Source organism: Methanosarcina barkeri MS (assembly GCF_000970025.1).
Classification (GTDB): domain Archaea; phylum Halobacteriota; class Methanosarcinia; order Methanosarcinales; family Methanosarcinaceae; genus Methanosarcina; species Methanosarcina barkeri.
Genome location: NZ_CP009528.1, coordinates 4,279,570 through 4,296,910, shown reverse-complemented (window position 1 = coordinate 4,296,910; position 17,341 = coordinate 4,279,570). Strand labels below are relative to the sequence as shown.

The following is a 17,341-nucleotide window of genomic DNA, read 5'->3' as shown; positions in this document are numbered from 1 at the left end:
CTAAAGTCTAATTCCGGAAGTGTTTTCCGTCTCCCCTATATTTTACTATATAAGTGGTGATAATAATACTTATTATATTTGTCCAGGGTCATTCCGTTTTTCTATTTCTATAAATAAACAATAAAAATTAATAAACATAGAATTTCAAAATTTCAGGGCATCTTTAGGACAGGTATCCACACAACGCCCACATTTAATACAGTCAGGGTTTGTAGCATTCTGAGTGATTTTCAGCTGCATGGGGCAAACTTTCTCACATTTTTTACAGCCAATGCATTTTTCCTTTTCGAGTTTAAGAGGATACTTTTTACCACCAAGCAGGCGTTGAGCTGTCCCCATAGGACAGAAGGAACACCAGGTTCTTGGGCTCAGGTAACTGCCCAGAAGAGTTGCTATTGCAGTTGTTACCAGGCACATCATCACAAACACCATGCCGATTTTCTCAAAAGCATTAAGGCTTCCAATAGCGTTTGAGATTCTGTATCCCATAAATCCCATTAGCAGGAAAAATATTGGCAGGCGGATCCACAGGGAACGCAGAGTGGCAGGTATCTTCTTTTTCCTTGAGATCTTGCTGACCCAGAAATCAACAAAACTTCCCCTAGGGCAGAGGTTTCCACAGAACCATCTACCTCTGAAAGGACTAATCAGGAAAATTGCTGCAAAAACCACTAGCAGGAAGTACCCAAGTACTGGATACCAGAGCCCTCCTATGGAAACGATAAGAACTATAACTCCCAGGTAAGGCGTTATTTTAAGCAAAGTGAATCAAACTCCGTTTCCCCATTTTTCAAGTTCCTGTCCGAGCCTTTCAGCCCAGGAATTCACTACGGTCATGATGATATTTTTTATTTTAGCCCTTGAGTTGACCTTATACTTGAAAACATAGCCTCCTCCATCCAGGTTCTGCTGCGACCTTTGCAGAATTTCTTTCTCATGCAGTTTTTTGACGGAGCGCTGGATTGTGGAAATATCCAGCTTTAAGACTTTTGAGAGAAAATCAGTATCAACCCACTGCTCTTTCTCATTTAAAAAGTACTTCATAACCTTAAGGTCAGCCTTTGTAAGGTTAAGGGCGCATTTGATTACGTCTTCTATTTTGAACTCTTTACAGGCAAAGTCTATCATTTCAATCCCTCTAAATCACTACAGTACTGTAATACTCTCACCGCCGTATATATACAATGTCAAGTACTGTATTGTCCAGCAAAAAATAGGAAGTACTGCGGTTTTTAGTGTGTTTTTAACCTTGCCGCCTTGCAGAAAAATAAAAAGAGCGCACATAAAAAGGAGAGTGAGTAAAGACTCTTCGTCGTGCCTTTATAAAATGAGGTTTTTGTCTGATGACTTCGATATCTTATTCATTCATTAATTTCATGGAAACATTTTTATACTTCTTTCTTTAATTTGCGAACTGCGGTTTAATGAGCAGATTAAACTTTAAGGCTTTCTTTTTCACAGGAAAACCCTATTCTCTTTGTGTTCAGCTCATTAAAGTCCACAAACATTCAACAAAAGACCGGTAGGTTTCTCCTTTTTCCCTACCGGTTTCACACACCCGGTTCCAGAATATTCTGGTTCGGAAAAGTTGTATCCCGATTTAGTTTTTCTATACTCCTTTTTCTCTAGGACTTACGCACTTAAGAACCAAAATCAATCACGTCAAAGACTGTAGATTAAAGCCATGTTCTAGACAGGTAATGGTTTGATGCTGTTTATTCTTTAGTCCTTCAACTGCGTAAGTCCTATTCTCCTTATCCGATATCACTGTTCAATCTTTATCTTAAATTATATCTGTTTTGGATTCTGTTTTGGATTATATTCATTTTGCATTACATTCCAAAGGCTGTCTGTGTAATTGTATTTTCGATTTCTTTCTTCAGTTCCTCCGGAATTCCTCGTATTCCTACATCCAGGAACCCGCGCACGATCATGCCTACCGCTTCATCTTCGGTAAGGCCTCGGGCCATAAGGTACTCCACCTGGTCTTTAGCAATTTTTCCAACGGCGGCCTCGTGAGTAAGTTCGACATCGTCTACGTTTGCTTCAAGGATGGGGATTGCAAGCTGGCTTCCTTTGTCGGAAAGGACAAGGCCTTTGCATTCAAGGTGTCCTTTTGCTCCTTTTGCATTGCCTATCATTTCTCCTCTTGCAATTACTCTTCCACCGATTGTAATAGTCCTTGATATAAGCTCAGCCTTTGTGCCAGGTGCATTGAAAATAGCCTTGCTTCCGAGATCCAGTTCAGAACCTGAATGGGCAATGGCTATAGTATTTAGCCTGGTAACTGCTCCTTCCCCTTCAAGTTTGACAGTCGGATATGTCTGCACAGAACGGACAGGTTTCAGGCAGATATAGTTGCTTACGTAGGTCCCTCCTTCTTCGACTTTGATTACTGTCCTTGGCCTGACCCCTATCTGCTCAGCCCAGTTGTGAATCATTGTGAAGTTCAGGGTAGCTCCTTTTTTTACGTACATTTCGGAAATTCCCAGGTGCAGACCTTCTTCCACTCCCTTTTTAGACGTGCAGCCTGTAATTATGTCAAGGCTGGCGCCTTCTTCGACTATCACAATGTTATGTACGGTCTGGAAAATTTTATCTCTCCCGAGCAAAAGACAGGTCTGGACTGGCAGAGACGATTTCTTTCCAGCAGGCACCCGGATAAAGTATCCGTCCGCATTTTCAAGGTAAGTTTTTGCGGTGTATTTGTCGGTATCAACAGATACAAGCTTCCAGGAGTACTCTTTAAGCCATTCGTATTTTTCCAAAGCTTTTTGGGTAGACATCAGTTCTACATTTTTATCTTTCAGAGAAGAATGCGATACTGCATTATCAAGCACTATCAGACTGCCGGATCGGCCTTCTTCGCTAGGCACGACTCCTACCTGAAGCAGGGTTTTTTTGCTTTCCTCATCAAGGGTCTGGAGGTCTTCTATAGGCCTGCTAATCCTGGAACCTTCCTCAAATTTTTCCAGCTCAAAATCTTCTCCAAAAGCTGCCTTTTTCTCGACTGCGCTTTCAGCACGCTTTTTCAGGTTCACTTCATCAGTCTGCATTTTATACACTCCTCATACCCTCTGTTCTTGATCTCTTTCAGCATCTTCAGGGGGTTTCCTGAACACATAACTGTCCCGTTGCAAAGGATGTATCCCCGATCTGCGTTTACATAATCCAGAATCTGGCCTGTGTGAGTGATTATAAGGGCGGATTTGCCTTTCTCGCAACTTTCGCCAGGGCAGTTCAGCCCTTCTTCAAGCAGTTCCTTTATTGTCATTCCTACCTGTTCTATGCTTACGAGGTCGACTCCGGATTCCGGCTCGTCAAGCAGGTAAAGGCTCGGGTTCTGGGCTGAAAGTTGCAGAAGTTCTGAACGTTTGATTTCTCCTCCCGAAAAGCCCACATTCACATCCCTGTCCATAAAGCGCTTCATATCCAGATTCTCGGCAAGGGCCTCTGGATCTTTCATTCCTTTTGATAATACCTTTACAAGATTCTTTAGTTTAATTCCGGTCATATTCGGAGGGCGCTGCATCATAATTCCAATTCCGAGGCGGGCTCGTTCATCTACCGACAGGCCGGTAATATCTTTCCCGTTAAACAGAATTCTGCCTTTCACAACTTTGTATTCGCTGAAGCCCATGATCGTTCTCATCAGAGCTGACTTTCCGGCTCCATTTGGCCCAAAAAGCACATTGGTATATCCTTTTTTGACTTCGAGGTTCACGTCATGAAGCAAAATTTTTCCGTTAACCTCTACAGCCAGATCCTCTATTTTTAGCATCGATATTTTCTCCCTTTATTTCATTTTTAATACGAGTCCCCTCTACTTTTTGTTCATTTACATAAAATAATGCTTGAAAGTAAATTTATTCAAAGTGCACTTTAGATGGCTGGAAAAACGTCAAGAACCGAACAATTTCAGCATATTTTCCCACCTTCCGTTATTTCCCACCAAATCCTATATTCTTTTTAGAGGACATTCTATTTCTAACTATAGATTCTTTATTAATTTTCTGTAACTTTTTTGTATTCCTTAAAAGTATAATGTTAAAATCCAGAATTTAATAAAATGTATTTCAAATGCAGGAGTATAAAGAAAGTAAAATTCCTAAAATAGAAGTTTTTAATTTGTTTAGAATATTTGTCTTTGTACAAAACCTATCTAATTAGCTTTGACTAAATCTATATTGAATGTGCAAAAGTATCTCAGGTAATTCAGTTTAAATAATTGTATATTCTTTATTTCAAAGAATTTCTACATAACCAAATATTTTAATTTATTCCAGGTCCAAGCGCAGACCGGCTTTGATTTCAACAAATTTTGCCGGAAATATCTCTTTTATTTTTTCTCTATGAACGGTACAATGCCCTGCTGCAATGAGTTCCATCCCTCTCAGTCTTTCAAACTCCTCGTTATCGTGAAGACCCCCTAGAATTCCCTTTACTTTTCCGTAACGACTGGCAGTATCCAGGATTGCGGCAAGCCCGGGGTGAGCACAGCCTGTAAGTACGTAAGATCCGTTTCCCGTATCCAAAATAAGAGCCTGCTCCTTCACCTTATCTCCAAGTTCCCCTGTACTCCTGATACACTGGGAGATTTCTACAGGCTCTTTTATTTCGATCAGCATTGCCCGTTTCTTTATTTCGTTCTTCAGATTCTCCGAAAAAGAAGTAGGAACATATACCTCAAGCCCGGGATTTGCCTGAAGAACCTCAGGAAGGCCTCCTATATGGTCCCAGTGCTGGTGAGAAAGAATTAGTTTTCCGATGCCTGCTGGATCAATGTTTAGCCTCTTCATATGTCTCAGGAGGAGAGGCCCATCCCATCCTGTGTCAAAAAGAAGGGTTTCACGACTTGTTTCAATAAGAGCTGCAAAACCCCAGCTTCCTGTAAAACCCTGACTTGCTTTGTTGTCATAAATTACAGTAAGCCTGAACATTTGGATTCCTCAGATTTCTGTCATGGTTTTATATTCCATAACAGTAGAAACAGGATTTGTCTCCATTTTAATTCCGGTCTCTTCAAGGGCGCAGATGCCATTAATGCCTCCTACGATTGCGATTCCGAACTTCCCGGTTTCAACGGGAGCTCCAAGTAAAGTTTCACCAACTTCTCCCGGAGGGAAATAACCCGCAAGGCCCATTTTTTCTACATTTTTCATAACTTCTTTAGCCCTGTCGTGAGCCGAGGAGTTGATCTGTCGCATATTGGCAAGAATTTTCCCTTCCCCTTTTTCAAGCACGTCAAGGACAGAAGTGGTCTTTCTGCTCATGAAAATTTGTATCGGGTCAATTGAAGTCCCACTGTAGGAAATCAAATCTGAAAACCGTGCAGGTTTTCGATTTTCTATCTGAAGAATTCCGCCGTAAGCAGGTTCCACAGGGATGCCTGCTTTGAGAAGGAGCCCGTCAAAAGCAACGCTGCAGACCGTAGCTATTCCAACTTTTCCGGGAGGCAGGGAAATCAGTTCTTCATCTTCTTCGATGACTCTCACTCTTGGGCTTATCATATACCCTTCGTGTGCAGTGTATGAAATCAACTCAATAACAGTCTCTAAATCGTCCTTATCAAAGTATGAAATATTTACAGGCACTACTCCTTCATTGGTCGCGGGGTTATATGTTGTTCTGAAAGCCATCTCTTCTATTCGGGATATTACAAAGCCAAACCGGTCTGCGATGAGGGCGTCATTCATCTCCCTTTCTCCAAGTTCGGTAAGTGTACGTCCTGCATATCCATGTTTGCTTGTGAACCCTCTCTCGTCCAGGATCCTCAGATGGTAGCGGACAGCCCGCTCTCCTATATCATAGCCCCGGTTATTAAGTTCATCAGCTATTGCCCGGGCACCTATAGGCTTGTCACTCTCGTGAATTACCCTCATAATTTCAATGAGTTTTCGCTCAATTTGCGGATCCATCATGTTTAACACCGTTATGATTTACAATAAAAATGAATTGACTTGATTGTGACAAAATTTTATAATTTTCAAATAAGCTCTGAGTAAAGCCTGTTCTCTCCTGGCTTGCCCAAAACCGATTTAGTTCTTATTTATATTCAATTATAGTAAATCTTTTCGTAGTTAATATATTTTATCTCCCTAATCGCGTCCCCGAGTCCCGTCTCGGGAGGACGGAGCCCTTTTCGCTACGCTCAAGAGGGCTGAATTATGGTCAAGATAAATTGTTTTTCAATTTGCTGAAAAGGGCTGATTTACCTGCAGCCGTTTTAAAAAGGTTTGATCGAAAACGTTGTTACTGTGTGATCAACCGGCGCAACGGTTGCGCTTAAGAGGGTTGAATTATAATGAAAGTGTTTTAAATAAGCCATGAGGGCAAACTTATGGTCAAGAAAAGTTGATTTTTAACTCACCCAGGGGCTGCTTTATCCGAATTTTATTTTGGTTCTAGAATTCGGGGGGTTTAAGGTTATACTGGGTTATATGAAGGTGGCTGTGTTTAATTATATCCTTCATACAATTTTTATAATTCCTGGTTGGGGGGAGTAAAGTTCTCCTGCTTCCAGGAGGTTTTTGAGAAGTGTTTCGAATTTTTCTTGAGTTATTCCTTTTTCGAGAGCTTTCTGTTTAAGTTCTTCTTTTTCTATTTTTCCACCAGTGGTGTTCAGAATCTCTATAAAAATTGATTTTGGGTCTTTTTTTATAGGGAAAGGATTGGAAGGGCTTTTTTCGGGGAGTTTGAGGTTTTTTACTGGGAGTTTAGCTTTGAAGATTGAGGTTTCATACTTTTTGGGAGGTGAGATTAGTGAAAAGTTTTCGTTGACTTTTCCGGAGATTTCAGCTTGAAGGTGAGTTCGAAAAATCACTGCGTCTTCGAGATCTTCGGAAAAGTGGAATACCTTCAGTTTTCGGGTTTGCAGGAGAGTGCCGCAATGCTGGCATTTCAGGGTCTTTTTTCCGGTTTCTGTGATCTGGGCATGCTGTCGGCATTTCGGGCACACAATTACTGCGTAGCGCATATTTTTGTGCTTTTGTCCAAATTCCAGCTCAACTCACCTTCCGTATCTTCTCTTTCTTTTCTGATAGTCCCTCATAGCTCTCAGCAGATCGACCTTTCGTACATCTTTCCAGTTAACATCTGTAAAATAAAGTTCCGAATAAACTGACTGCCACACCAGGAAATCCGAAAGGTTCTGCCCTCCCGAACGGATCATGATATCAGGCTCGTGGTTGACAAGGAGATGAGATTCAAGCATTTTTTCGTCCACTTCTTCAGGCATGACAGTCCCTGCTTTAACTTCCTCAAGGATTGTCAGTACAGCCCTCATAATTTCATCTCTTCCCCCAAATCCCAGTGATACATAAACAAGAAAATCATTTCCGGGAGCAATGCTATTTACTTCTCCGTCAGCGCCATATATTCTATAACCTGTGCCGGCATGCAGACTCGAAAAGTTCTTTTCCAGCTTTGCTTTGAGCGTTGATATGACTTCGGCTTTTAAAGCCGGATCAGTTTTCAGGATGTCTACATAGACGCTCACAATTTGGACCTTGAATTTTCTAAAAATGTTAAGTGTGGATGTGAGCCTCTCGATTCCTTCAGGGTCAAAAAGGTCAGTTTCCTTGAGTATGATTGCTACATGCCTGGGAATATTTGAAAATTCTCTGGCTATTTGCCAGGTCAGGTACCTCTCATAGACCGGGTATGCAAAAGAAAGTAAATCCATCTGAAAAATATCCTCCCTGACAAGCTAAAGCAATCCACTATTTCATCTTTTCTGTTATTCATCTCAACTTCATAATTCTTTCCAGACCTGTTCCGTATGATCTGTTCCAAATGACAAATTTTTCAGGTCTATCGAGTCTATTATTGGGTTTATTTACTTTGCAGTGGATACGATCTTGATTACATCACCGTTTTTCAGTTCATGCTTTTCCCCAAGCCTGAGCCTTGTCCTTGCATCTACCGCGTATAAAAATCTGTCTCCGATGTCAGTATGTATCTGGTAAGCAAGATCATGGCAGGTAGAACCCCTTTTCATAAGGTAGGCATCAGGAAGCATATTCCCACTTTTATCGGACCACTTTCCTTCATCTTCTACGGGGTATACAACAATGAGGTCCAGAAGCTCGAAGACAGTCCTGTTTATGCACTCCTGGACACCTGTACCGCCAAGTCTCGCAATCACTTTATGAATAGCTTCGAGCCCTTTTTTCTGGGCTTTTGTAAGGTCTCCACCAAGCACTTCGAATTTCCGGTCTCCAGGACTGTATTTAATAAGCTCGTTTTTTGCTGCAGACTTAAGTGCCAGTTCGGCTGCTGCACTTACAGAGACTACTATTTTATCAAGGTCTTTAAGCCTGTCCAGGTTTTCTCTTGAGGCGATGTCAGATTTATTTGCGGCGATAAGCATAGGCTTGCTGATCTCTCTCATTGTGTCGCAGAGCCGGATCATATCTTCTTCGTTCCATTTAACATGGTCCAGCCTTGCAAGCCCTGTTTCTATCAAAGCTGCATTCACATGAGATTCTCTTATTCCTGCACCGGCAAGCTGTTCTGCAATTACAACTTCGAGCTTGAGCCCTTCGGCCTGAATTTTTCTCGCAAGTTTAACCCAGTTTCTTTCCAGAATGCCATAAAGCCACATTGTGATTTCCCTGTTCAGGAAAGCTACATCTTCAAGAGGGTCATGATCTCCTATATCTACAGGGTTGCCCTCAGCGTCAGTCCCGCCTGAGGCGTCTACTACATGAATAATTGCCTGAGCCTGTCTAAGTTCATCCAGAAAAGTATTCCCAAGTCCCCTTCCTTTGTATGCATCAGGGACAAGTCCAGCAACGTCAATTATATCAATCGGGACGAGCCTCACCCCGTCTACACACTTTCCACATCTCTTTTCCTTTTCTTTGCAGGGACATTCAACCCGCACATAGGTAACTCCGTGATTAGCATTAATAGTTGTAAAAGGATAATTTGCAATTTCAACATCTGCAAGTGTAGCAGCTTTGAAAAAAGTGGATTTTCCCGCATTGGGTTTTCCCGCAAGTCCTATAGTCATTGACATAAATTATAAAAACGAACTTGTTGCATTTAATCTTTATTGATAGTGATGTTAGAGAAATAGGATTTTTTCCTCAACTTCCGAGCCGAGGTCAGAACTGCAAATTAGGGGTTAAGTCGTCTCTTGAAGAATAAAGTTTATATCCTTGAATGTGCTTATCAGTGTTGCTCGCTTCTGTCCCGATAGGGTAGTGGATATCCTTGAGGCCTGCGGAGCCTTAGACCTGAGTTCAAGTCTCAGTCGGGACGTAAATTCTTATTTTAAAGTTCTGTTATCTATTAGATTTTCATTTTACTCTTTTGATTCTTTCTTTGCTTCAATTTTATAATGGAATACTTTACGCCTGGAAAGATATTTGACTGCTTTAGCAGTACAGGATAAAAATCAATTTGATAAAATTACTGGACACATGCCTTTTTATTGATGAGGCCAAGAATCACGAATTGAAGAAAAAACAGAAATAAAGTATTCCATAGTAAAGTGAGATGGAAATAATTGATATCGCGATTTTTTTACACTTTGGTAATGGGTCTCGCTATACCCTTGTAGTGATTGAAAAGGTCTTTTCCCCATCTAAGTGCACTTTCATCAAAACTTACCAGGTTATGATTGTAGTAAATTCCACTGTTGCAGAAGAGGGAAAGCGCCATGAACTTTTCCGTGACTATGCTTGAAGCAATTTTCATATTATTATTATTGCAGACATAGAGTTTGGTATGTTTCAGGTTCAGGAAATGTTCAAGTTCCTTCTTGTAGTCATTGAGCATTCTATCATAAACGTATTCTGTAAACACCAGGGTTATGTCCGTGCCTTTTGCTGCAAGCTCTATACATAGGGACGGATAGATGGGTAGGAAAAAGGAGGATGAAATCCTAACATTCTCTGATTCTGAAAGATATTTTACAACTTCTTTTGGATATTCAAACACATGGTTTCGGTCAGGGTTTACTTCAATATAGTTCCCAAGCTTTCCGATCTCGTCGAGAAACTCAGGAGGAATTGATGTCATATCCTGGTTTATCCAGTAATCGTGGTTTTTATCAAAAACGTTGAATGTTTCAAGAATTGTTTTCATCTTCGGAACCAGAATTTCGCCGATACTGGAAAGTTTATAGAGTCTGTTACTCTCAACAATAAGATCCCGCTTCATCAGTATCTTTATCTGAGTCATTATTGGGCTCGAGCGGACATCAAGCGTATTTTTGATTTCTTCGATGTTCTTGGGTCCGTCCAGAAGTAATAAAAGTAGATTTTTCCTTTTTTCTGAAAGAAAGAGAACATCCAGTAATGATGAATCCATCTGATTCCCTCTCTTAGGTCTCACCTGTTATATGTGACATCATATATATCTCTATACTAGAAGACTCTGAACTTTTTACCTTTATCCTTGCCATTGTAATTTTTAATGAGATAGGAGTTACGCAGTTGGCTCCTAGCATATTGTTTTTTCCAAACTTTCAAATATTTGAATTAATTTAACGTGTATTGGGGATTCCTTAAGTATTCTGTCACTGCCACTCTTCTAATTTTCATAGCACTTTCAAACCAGGATATTCCACTTTTGATTCTTTGTAATTCCAGTCTAAGAAAAGCTCTTAATGAGAACATTATATGTGCTCTTTGTGATTCTTCCTTTCTTGCCTGACATTTTTCGACACCACAGAACTGTTTTATTCCCCTATGATATTCCTCAATTTTCCATGACTTCTTTGCCAAATCTTCACGTTTTGCTTCATCCATCTCTTGCACATCTGTAACCCAGTGTTGCGTGTCTCCATTTTTTGAAACTATCCTAAACACCTTTACAAATCCATATGCTTTGAGGTGAACCACACGTCCTTTTGGAGGAATATCTACTGTTTCAAGTGGCACATTTCCCTTGTTGTCAGGATTTACCAAACGATTATTTTTCAATCTTGTAAGGAAATGCCACTCTTTCTGTCTAATGGCTTTAAGGTTTTTCACACTTGCATACCATGTATCAAATAAAACGAATTTGGGATTAAAACCACGTTCTTCGGCCTTGTCAAGCATATCACGGAAATGGTCATTCTTTGTTTTGTCGTCTACATCGATGTTATAAATTCGAAAATCGATAGGTATAACGGTTGTACCGTCAGTCCAAACTAAGGTAACCAGGCCTATTCCCTTTACAGTACGATGATGTTTTCCACTCCACATACGACGAACAAAAGCAATTTCTTCTGCGTATGGTTTATCTAATGTTGAATCATCAACAATTAGGTATCCTCCCTTAAGCTTGACATAACTTTTTACTTCCTCCCATAGTGCTTCCGTGTCTGGAGGTTGCCTTTGAAGGCAACGAGTAAAAGCATCATGAGAAGGAGCATTAGCTATGTCTGGATAACATCTAGCAGCTTCAGTACAGCTAAAAACGTTAGAAGCCGCAATGAGAAAATTAATGTAGTCAATGTCGGTACACTTAGGTGGATTTATGTCCATAACTCCGTACGTTTTTAGAGAAACACTAAGCCATAAGTATATTTATAAAGATATCAAGTTTTCGGCATTTTAACTGCGTAAGTCCTATGAGATAAAGGATCTTTATGGGGTTGGAATTTTTGGGTTTATATTCGGAATTTTTTTAGGTTTAGGTTTATATTTGGGATTTTTAGGTTTATATTCGGAATTTTTTTAGGTTTAGATTTATATTTGGGATTTTTGGGGTTTATAGTTAGGATACAAAGGTAATTACCATTTTTTATACATCACAATGTCATAAATAATATATCATAATATCTTAATATTATTTCTAAATATAATTACTTTTCATTACCTTTTAATAAGTTATAATTACTTTTCATTACCTTTTAATAAGTCACTTGAAAAATTCTGCATGGAAATTCTTTTAAAGCACATATCTTCTTACTTTACCATATCGTTCTCGTTTTTGGAGGTAGTCGGAGATTATCTATTACTGCGATTCCGAAATAGGTTCATAAAACTTAACTTTTTAATAGATCTGACGATGACGGATTTTTCCAACAAATAAAAAATTTAGTTTGGAATCGAAGCACTAGATACTCATCTTTTCAAATCATATCTTGTTTACCTGTCTGGAAAGTCTCTTGAAATAATCAAACAGCTCCTGACCCCATAAAAGGGCGCTGGGTTCGGAGCTTATAATGAATTGCTGGTCGAATTTCCCATTTTTATCAAAAAGACCCAGCATCATTGTCCTATCAGTTACGGTAATCTCAGTAAGCTTTATTCCTTCTTTTGAAACATACAGGCTTACGTTGTCCATGCCCATTACTTCATCGATCATATTTGAGTGTTCTTTTGATAGGTAGTTCCAGACAGATTGATTAAAATTCAGGGACAGCTCGGCATCTTTTCTGCCAAGCTCAACGTACAGGGGGAGATAAGCAGGGTTGAAATAAGAAGCAAAAGTAGAAGCATGCTTTGCATTGGCCATACTGTCAATTATTTCTTGAGAAGGTTCATATATATGGTTCAGGTCGGGTTCTATAAAGGTGCAATCCCCCAGTTCGGATATACGTTCCAAAAGATGACGGGGAATTCCATTCAGATCATGACTTGTCCAGTATGAGTTGTTTTTCTCAATTACATCAAGAGCACTTATCAGGGGCTTTATCTTCTTGATAATAAACTCTCCCAGGACTGTGAGCTTATACCTTTTGTCTTCTTGGACAATAAGATCATGATCTATCAGTTTCTTTATCTGGGGAAGGATCGAGGTGGCTGTAACATCCAGTGTGTTCTTGATTTCGTCAATATTTTTTGAGCCGCTATCCAGCAATATAAGAAGGTTTTTTCTCTTATCGGAGCGGAAAACAAGATCAATAAGTGAAGAATCCATGTTCTCTTACTTCCTGTTATTCAGTAATTTGCAGTTGTAGCCGATCCTTCTTTCCGGCAGGCTGGTTCTCTGGCTGTTTATTTTCAAATTGAGCGTTTCTCCGGTTTTTTAATTTAACTTTTATATATAAATAATATATAATATTATCTCTAATTAGTTAACATCTCAGGGTTACAGATCCCTACAAAAATCATTTTTGTCTCCATTGGCGTATGTTTCCAGCCAGGTGGAGAAAGGTATTCCATATTTGTGCTTATTTTTATTGAGCCTTCCGGAAGTCCAAAATCTTTCATTGAATCCAGAATAAGCTCTTCACCGGTTTTATGGGAATATTCTATTGCCATACTATATTGCTCAAATTTCTTCCTTCCCGCAGGGGTAAATACCAGGAAATTCTGGTCCGGATTTTCCATTGAAGATGGTCTTATAATTATCTCAATTCTTTTAATTCCTTTTCCTACTAGAGCTCCAACTGCATTTCCTACGCTTGCCTGCTCAGGAACTATAACCTCTGCATCTATGAGGCCTTTAATCTCTTCATAATAAGCCTTTACAGGGCCTCCGAGCAGGACTATGGGAATATTTAATTTATACTGAACAGGAACGTCTTCCTCCAGCATTTTCTTTATTCCTTCTTTTCCCCTGCCTTCCAGAATAAAGGACATCAGGCTGTAAACCATATTTTTTGCAATCTGCTGCTTTATTTTTTTGCAAAAAGCATGAACTCCCATTAGAGTAAAACGCGAAAGTTTTTTGGCTCCAATCTGGGCAGTTTCCACATCCCATTCGGTATATTCCCCAAGTACGTGCAGGGCATCAGTTGGTGTGAAGCCTATAGCCTGGATCGCACGCTGCTGAATCAATGAATCAAGGACTGCTGGAGAGGGGAACCGGTTCATTTTATTTAAAATTCCATAGATCGAAAGAGGTTCATCTTTTATAATCTCAAGTAACTTTTTTTCGCTTTCTGTAGGATCAATAGGGTCTGCTCCAGTGCTGACAAAAAATTTTGTGGGCTGAGTATGTTCACTGAGCATGGTCCTCAGGGGCACGGGGGTCTTTTCAAGTTTTTCTTTAAAATTAGGATACCGCACAGCAGCAACGCAAAGAGGCATAACCCGTCTTGGACCTATCCTGATGCATTTCTTAAACCACACATGGCTATCTCCCCCGTTTGCTGAACTCTCCATTCTTATTGCTTTTACGCGGGTTTGCCAGCCTCCTACAACTGCTCCTTTCTCACAAAGCTCAGGAACTCCATTTTTTATTATGGAAACATCCGTACTTGTCCCTCCCACATCGATTACGGCGCAGGTGTCCAGTCCTGAGAGATAAGAAGCTCCCTTAATACTTGCAGCCGGGCCTGAGAATATTGTTTCAATGGGACGCAGTTTTGCACTTTTTATATCTATAACCGAACCGTCACATTTCAGCATAAGGATTTTCGCATCAAGTTTTCTTTTCTTTATTTCGGCAGTGATGGAATGGATAAACTGGTAGGTTATAGGAATTAGCTGGGCGTTTAAGACGGCTGTAGCTGCCCGTTCGTAAGCTCCAAGCTCCTGAGATAATTCATATCCGCAAACCACAGGATGTCCTGTCAATTTAAGAACTATCTCCTTTACTTTAAGCTCATGTTCCGGGTTTCTTGTGCTGAAGTACGAAGACACTGCAAACGCGGAGACTTTCTTTTTCAGGCTTATTGCAAATTGTTCTACGGCAGTAAGGTCCAGAGGCTGCAGTTCATCTCCATTGCTATCATGTCCTCCTTTTACACTAATACAGTAGTCTGCTGGAAGTTTTCTTGGGACGGTATAGTTCCCTACCAGGATCAGACCAACAGGATACCCTGTTTTTTCGAGAATGGTATTTGTTGACAGGGTTGTGGAAACCGATACTAGCTTTACTTTGCTGAGATGTTCCGGATTCAGTTTATCAATTGCATTTCGAATTCCGACCATAAGGTCCGGATAGGTAGTAATTGCCTTGCTGGTATCAAGGATCCGGCTGTCCGAATCTCTTAAAATTACGGCATCGGTATAGGTTCCGCCTGCGTCAATACCCAGACTATATTGCATGTCAAAACAGCCCCATTTTTACTTTATATTACACAATTAAGGTCCTTTTTTAGCTGTATACATCTTTTTTATCCGGATTTATAAAATTATTCTCAAGATATATATTTCTGTTTATAATATCGGCTGGATGTACTAATTTATCCTTATCCTATCAAGCTGTAATCGTAGTTTTTGGGATTCCTATTCCTACGAAAACAAGTTTTGTTTCCAGGGGCACATCAGTCCAGCCGCTCGGAGCTAGATGCTTCCGACTTACGTCTATTTTTATATTCTCCTTTTGAAGTCCTGCACTCACCATGTAGTCCATAACAAGCTGTCTTCCAAGTTTTTCTGCGAATTCAACTGCTTCACTATAGCTTTCAAATTTATTTCTTTCAGATGGGGAAAAGACGATGAACTCGTTTTTAGTTTGATACGGCAAGATCTCTTCTGCAGTGCATTTCTCGTGAGCCTCATTATCTATATTTTCAGCCTCAACTTCAAGAGACTTGATAACTTTTGTTTTTATAACTTTTGTTTTTATAAGAATCTCTACTCTTTTAATTCCTTTACCGACAAGAGCTCCGACAGCATTGCCAACATCAGCGTACTCTGGAACTATGAAGTCAGCATTAATCAGGTTTTTGAGATTCTCAACATATGCTTTTACAGGTCCTCCTAGAAGCACCACAGGAATTTCAACTCTAAAACGGGTATAGTTCCTTCCGAGAAGAACCCTGTCAATCTCGTTTCTAGGCATTCCTTCTATAAGATAGGCAATAAGATCTTCGGCAATATTTCGCGCAACCTTGTGTTTTGCTTCCGCACTGAAAGTTTCTGGGCTCTGCTTAACTATCCTCCCAAGCATGGAAGCTCCGATTGTTGCAGCCTCTACATCCCATTCGGTATATTCTCCAAGTACATGAAGGGCATCGGTAGGCGTAAAGCCTATTGCCTGGATTAACCTTTTCTTGACTAATGAGTCCAGAATGGATGGGGAAGGACGTTTTTTCAGGGCTATGAGCAGGTCACCGAAGGAAACAGGCTCATTTCCGATGTGCTTGTATATTTCCCTCTCTCCTGCCTTCAATTCGATAGGTTTGAAGCCGGTCCTGACATAAAATTTTGTTACCTGAATGCTTTCGCAGAGATACCCTTTTGCAACCCTGTTCGATTTCAGTTTTTCCCTGAAACCGGGGTATATGACCGAAGCTCGGCAGAGTGGAATTACCCGACGAGGGCCTATATAAATTCTGTCGCCTTTCACCCAGATATGGCTGTCTCCTCCCGTTGCAGAGGTCTCCATACGAATTGCTTTTACCCGGGTTTGCCAGCCTCCGACAACGGCACCCATATTGCTGAGTTGGGGAAGCCCGTTTTCCATCATGGCTACATCCGTGCTCGTGCCGCCAACATCGATCATAGCGCAGGTATCGAGTCTGCTCAGATAAGATGCCCCAACAAGGCTTGCGGCAGGCCCTGAAAATATTGTCTCAATGGGCTTTTCCAGGGCTTCTTCTATTCCCACTACCGATCCGTCACATTTCAGCATCAGCAGGTTTGCGTTTATACCCCGGATTTCGAACTCCTTAACTATAGCTTGGATAAACTTGTGAGTAATAGGAATTAACTGGGCGTTAAGAAATGCAGTTATAGCCCTTTCATAGGCTCCAAGATCCTGTGAAAGTTCGTGCCCGCACACCACAGGGTGACCTGTAAGTTCCTTTACAGCTTTTTTGACAGCAAGCTCATGTTCCGGGTTACGGTTACTGAAATATGAAGAAACTGCAAAAGCCGAAACCTTATCTTTTACCTTGAGGGCAAATTCTTCTACTGAGTCAAGGTCAAGAGCCTTCAGTTCTTCTCCGTCACTGTTATGTCCACCAGAAACCGCTATCCAGTAGTCTGTAGGAAGTTTCTCAGGAATAATATAATCTCCTACCATGATTAACCCTACCGGAAACCCCGTACTTTCCAGAATGGTATTTGTAGACAGGGTTGTAGATACAGATACCAGTTTAATATCTTTAAGATGCTCCGGGTTCAGCGCATCAATAGCGTTTTTCATTCCAGGGAGAGGATCGGGGTATGTAGTTAGCGCTTTACTGGATTCTATCACAGATCCATCTGAATCTCTAATGATAGCGGCATCAGTATAAGTGCCCCCTGCATCGATTCCAAGACTAAAGTGCATTTTTAACCTCTTTTGGGAGTTATATATAACTTCCGGGATTTCCATACGATTTTTTAATTCAGACTACTTTTAATTCAGACCATTTTTAAATTCGGGGAATTAAGTTTTCTTTAGAAAGTGATATGATTCAGAACTCTCTAAATCAGGTGTCGATTTAGACTCATATACGTAACTTGGATATCTGTTAAATCTTGTAGTAGCTATGGATAGCTGCTAGAATTAAAGA

At 40.5% G+C, this 17,341-nt stretch carries 14 protein-coding genes and 1 tRNA gene; 1 reads left to right on the top strand and 14 read right to left on the bottom strand.

From position 1 onward, the window contains the following. Positions 1-144: 144 nt before the first annotated feature. From MSBRM_RS17650 to MSBRM_RS17610, 9 genes are all read right to left on the bottom strand, one after another. Entirely contained in the window at positions 145-762 is a 618-nt protein-coding gene (locus tag MSBRM_RS17650; protein WP_176722130.1) for a 4Fe-4S binding protein, read from the bottom strand. 6 nt (positions 763-768) lie between these two features. Continuing rightward, positions 769-1,128: a TrmB family transcriptional regulator gene (locus tag MSBRM_RS17645; RefSeq protein WP_048122335.1), complete on the bottom strand. Its 360-nt coding sequence runs from the start codon at positions 1,126-1,128 to the stop codon at positions 769-771. Between the two features lie 704 nt (positions 1,129-1,832). After that, entirely contained in the window at positions 1,833-3,056 is a 1,224-nt protein-coding gene (locus tag MSBRM_RS17640) for a SufB/SufD family protein (protein ID WP_048156538.1), read from the bottom strand. After that, positions 3,038-3,781 (bottom strand): ABC transporter ATP-binding protein, encoded by a 744-nt coding sequence (locus MSBRM_RS17635; RefSeq protein WP_048122331.1) that lies wholly within the window; start codon positions 3,779-3,781, stop codon positions 3,038-3,040. Before MSBRM_RS17635 ends, MSBRM_RS17640 begins: the two co-directional genes overlap by 19 nt. A 496-nt stretch (positions 3,782-4,277) precedes the next feature. After that, on the bottom strand, positions 4,278-4,940 hold the full coding sequence (locus MSBRM_RS17630; RefSeq protein ID WP_048156535.1) for an MBL fold metallo-hydrolase: 663 nt from the start codon (positions 4,938-4,940) through the stop codon (positions 4,278-4,280). A gap of 9 nt (positions 4,941-4,949) precedes the next feature. Next, positions 4,950-5,921 carry a DUF128 domain-containing protein gene (locus MSBRM_RS17625; protein ID WP_048156531.1) on the bottom strand — a complete coding sequence of 324 codons (972 nt, stop codon included), beginning with the start codon at positions 5,919-5,921 and terminating at the stop codon, positions 4,950-4,952. 548 nt (positions 5,922-6,469) lie between these two features. Next, the gene (locus tag MSBRM_RS17620) at positions 6,470-6,976 is read right to left on the bottom strand and encodes a DUF5817 domain-containing protein (RefSeq protein ID WP_048122326.1); all 507 of its coding nucleotides are present in this window, start codon (positions 6,974-6,976) and stop codon (positions 6,470-6,472) included. A gap of 33 nt (positions 6,977-7,009) precedes the next feature. Beyond that, positions 7,010-7,684: an undecaprenyl diphosphate synthase family protein gene (locus MSBRM_RS17615; protein ID WP_048122324.1), complete on the bottom strand. Its 675-nt coding sequence runs from the start codon at positions 7,682-7,684 to the stop codon at positions 7,010-7,012. A gap of 153 nt (positions 7,685-7,837) precedes the next feature. After that, the gene (locus MSBRM_RS17610; RefSeq protein ID WP_048122322.1) at positions 7,838-9,022 is read right to left on the bottom strand and encodes a redox-regulated ATPase YchF; all 1,185 of its coding nucleotides are present in this window, start codon (positions 9,020-9,022) and stop codon (positions 7,838-7,840) included. A 173-nt stretch (positions 9,023-9,195) separates the two neighbouring features. On the opposite strand from MSBRM_RS17610, the gene MSBRM_RS17605 reads away from it, so the two are divergent. Next, positions 9,196-9,267, top strand: a tRNA-Arg gene (locus MSBRM_RS17605). 264 nt (positions 9,268-9,531) lie between these two features. Here MSBRM_RS17605 and MSBRM_RS17600 read toward each other — a convergent pair. The 5 genes from MSBRM_RS17600 to MSBRM_RS17580 all read right to left on the bottom strand — a co-directional run bounded on the left by MSBRM_RS17600 (position 9,532) and on the right by MSBRM_RS17580 (position 17,115). Next, a complete protein-coding gene (locus MSBRM_RS17600) occupies positions 9,532-10,320 on the bottom strand; it encodes a helix-turn-helix transcriptional regulator (RefSeq protein WP_048122321.1) in 789 nt (262 codons plus the stop codon). Positions 10,321-10,490: 170 nt separating this feature from the next. Further along, the gene (locus MSBRM_RS17595) at positions 10,491-11,483 is read right to left on the bottom strand and encodes an IS701 family transposase (protein WP_048155834.1); all 993 of its coding nucleotides are present in this window, start codon (positions 11,481-11,483) and stop codon (positions 10,491-10,493) included. Positions 11,484-12,078: 595 nt separating this feature from the next. Then, positions 12,079-12,864, bottom strand: a complete 786-nt coding sequence (locus MSBRM_RS17590) for a helix-turn-helix transcriptional regulator (RefSeq protein ID WP_048122319.1) — start codon at positions 12,862-12,864, stop codon at positions 12,079-12,081. 149 nt (positions 12,865-13,013) lie between these two features. Next, the gene (locus MSBRM_RS17585; RefSeq protein ID WP_048122317.1) at positions 13,014-14,942 is read right to left on the bottom strand and encodes a hydantoinase/oxoprolinase N-terminal domain-containing protein; all 1,929 of its coding nucleotides are present in this window, start codon (positions 14,940-14,942) and stop codon (positions 13,014-13,016) included. Between the two features lie 151 nt (positions 14,943-15,093). Then, complete coding sequence (locus MSBRM_RS17580; RefSeq protein ID WP_048156528.1) at positions 15,094-17,115, bottom strand: hydantoinase/oxoprolinase family protein; 2,022 nt, start codon at positions 17,113-17,115, stop codon at positions 15,094-15,096. Positions 17,116-17,341: the final 226 nt, after the last annotated feature.

What these genes read in the sequence shown, in the direction of transcription:
- MSBRM_RS17645 (WP_048122335.1), bottom strand. Translation starts at nt 1,128, where the DNA reads ATGATAGACTTTGCCTGTAAAGAGTTCAAAATAGAAGACGTAATCAAA.
- MSBRM_RS17640 (WP_048156538.1), bottom strand. Translation starts at nt 3,056, where the DNA reads ATGCAGACTGATGAAGTGAACCTGAAAAAGCGTGCTGAAAGCGCAGTC.
- MSBRM_RS17635 (WP_048122331.1), bottom strand. Translation starts at nt 3,781, where the DNA reads ATGCTAAAAATAGAGGATCTGGCTGTAGAGGTTAACGGAAAAATTTTG.
- MSBRM_RS17630 (WP_048156535.1), bottom strand. Translation starts at nt 4,940, where the DNA reads ATGTTCAGGCTTACTGTAATTTATGACAACAAAGCAAGTCAGGGTTTT.
- MSBRM_RS17625 (WP_048156531.1), bottom strand. Translation starts at nt 5,921, where the DNA reads ATGATGGATCCGCAAATTGAGCGAAAACTCATTGAAATTATGAGGGTA.
- MSBRM_RS17620 (WP_048122326.1), bottom strand. Translation starts at nt 6,976, where the DNA reads ATGCGCTACGCAGTAATTGTGTGCCCGAAATGCCGACAGCATGCCCAG.
- MSBRM_RS17615 (WP_048122324.1), bottom strand. Translation starts at nt 7,684, where the DNA reads ATGGATTTACTTTCTTTTGCATACCCGGTCTATGAGAGGTACCTGACC.
- MSBRM_RS17610 (WP_048122322.1), bottom strand. Translation starts at nt 9,022, where the DNA reads ATGTCAATGACTATAGGACTTGCGGGAAAACCCAATGCGGGAAAATCC.
- MSBRM_RS17600 (WP_048122321.1), bottom strand. Translation starts at nt 10,320, where the DNA reads ATGGATTCATCATTACTGGATGTTCTCTTTCTTTCAGAAAAAAGGAAA.
- MSBRM_RS17595 (WP_048155834.1), bottom strand. Translation starts at nt 11,483, where the DNA reads ATGGACATAAATCCACCTAAGTGTACCGACATTGACTACATTAATTTT.
- MSBRM_RS17590 (WP_048122319.1), bottom strand. Translation starts at nt 12,864, where the DNA reads ATGGATTCTTCACTTATTGATCTTGTTTTCCGCTCCGATAAGAGAAAA.
- MSBRM_RS17585 (WP_048122317.1), bottom strand. Translation starts at nt 14,942, where the DNA reads ATGCAATATAGTCTGGGTATTGACGCAGGCGGAACCTATACCGATGCC.
- MSBRM_RS17580 (WP_048156528.1), bottom strand. Translation starts at nt 17,115, where the DNA reads ATGCACTTTAGTCTTGGAATCGATGCAGGGGGCACTTATACTGATGCC.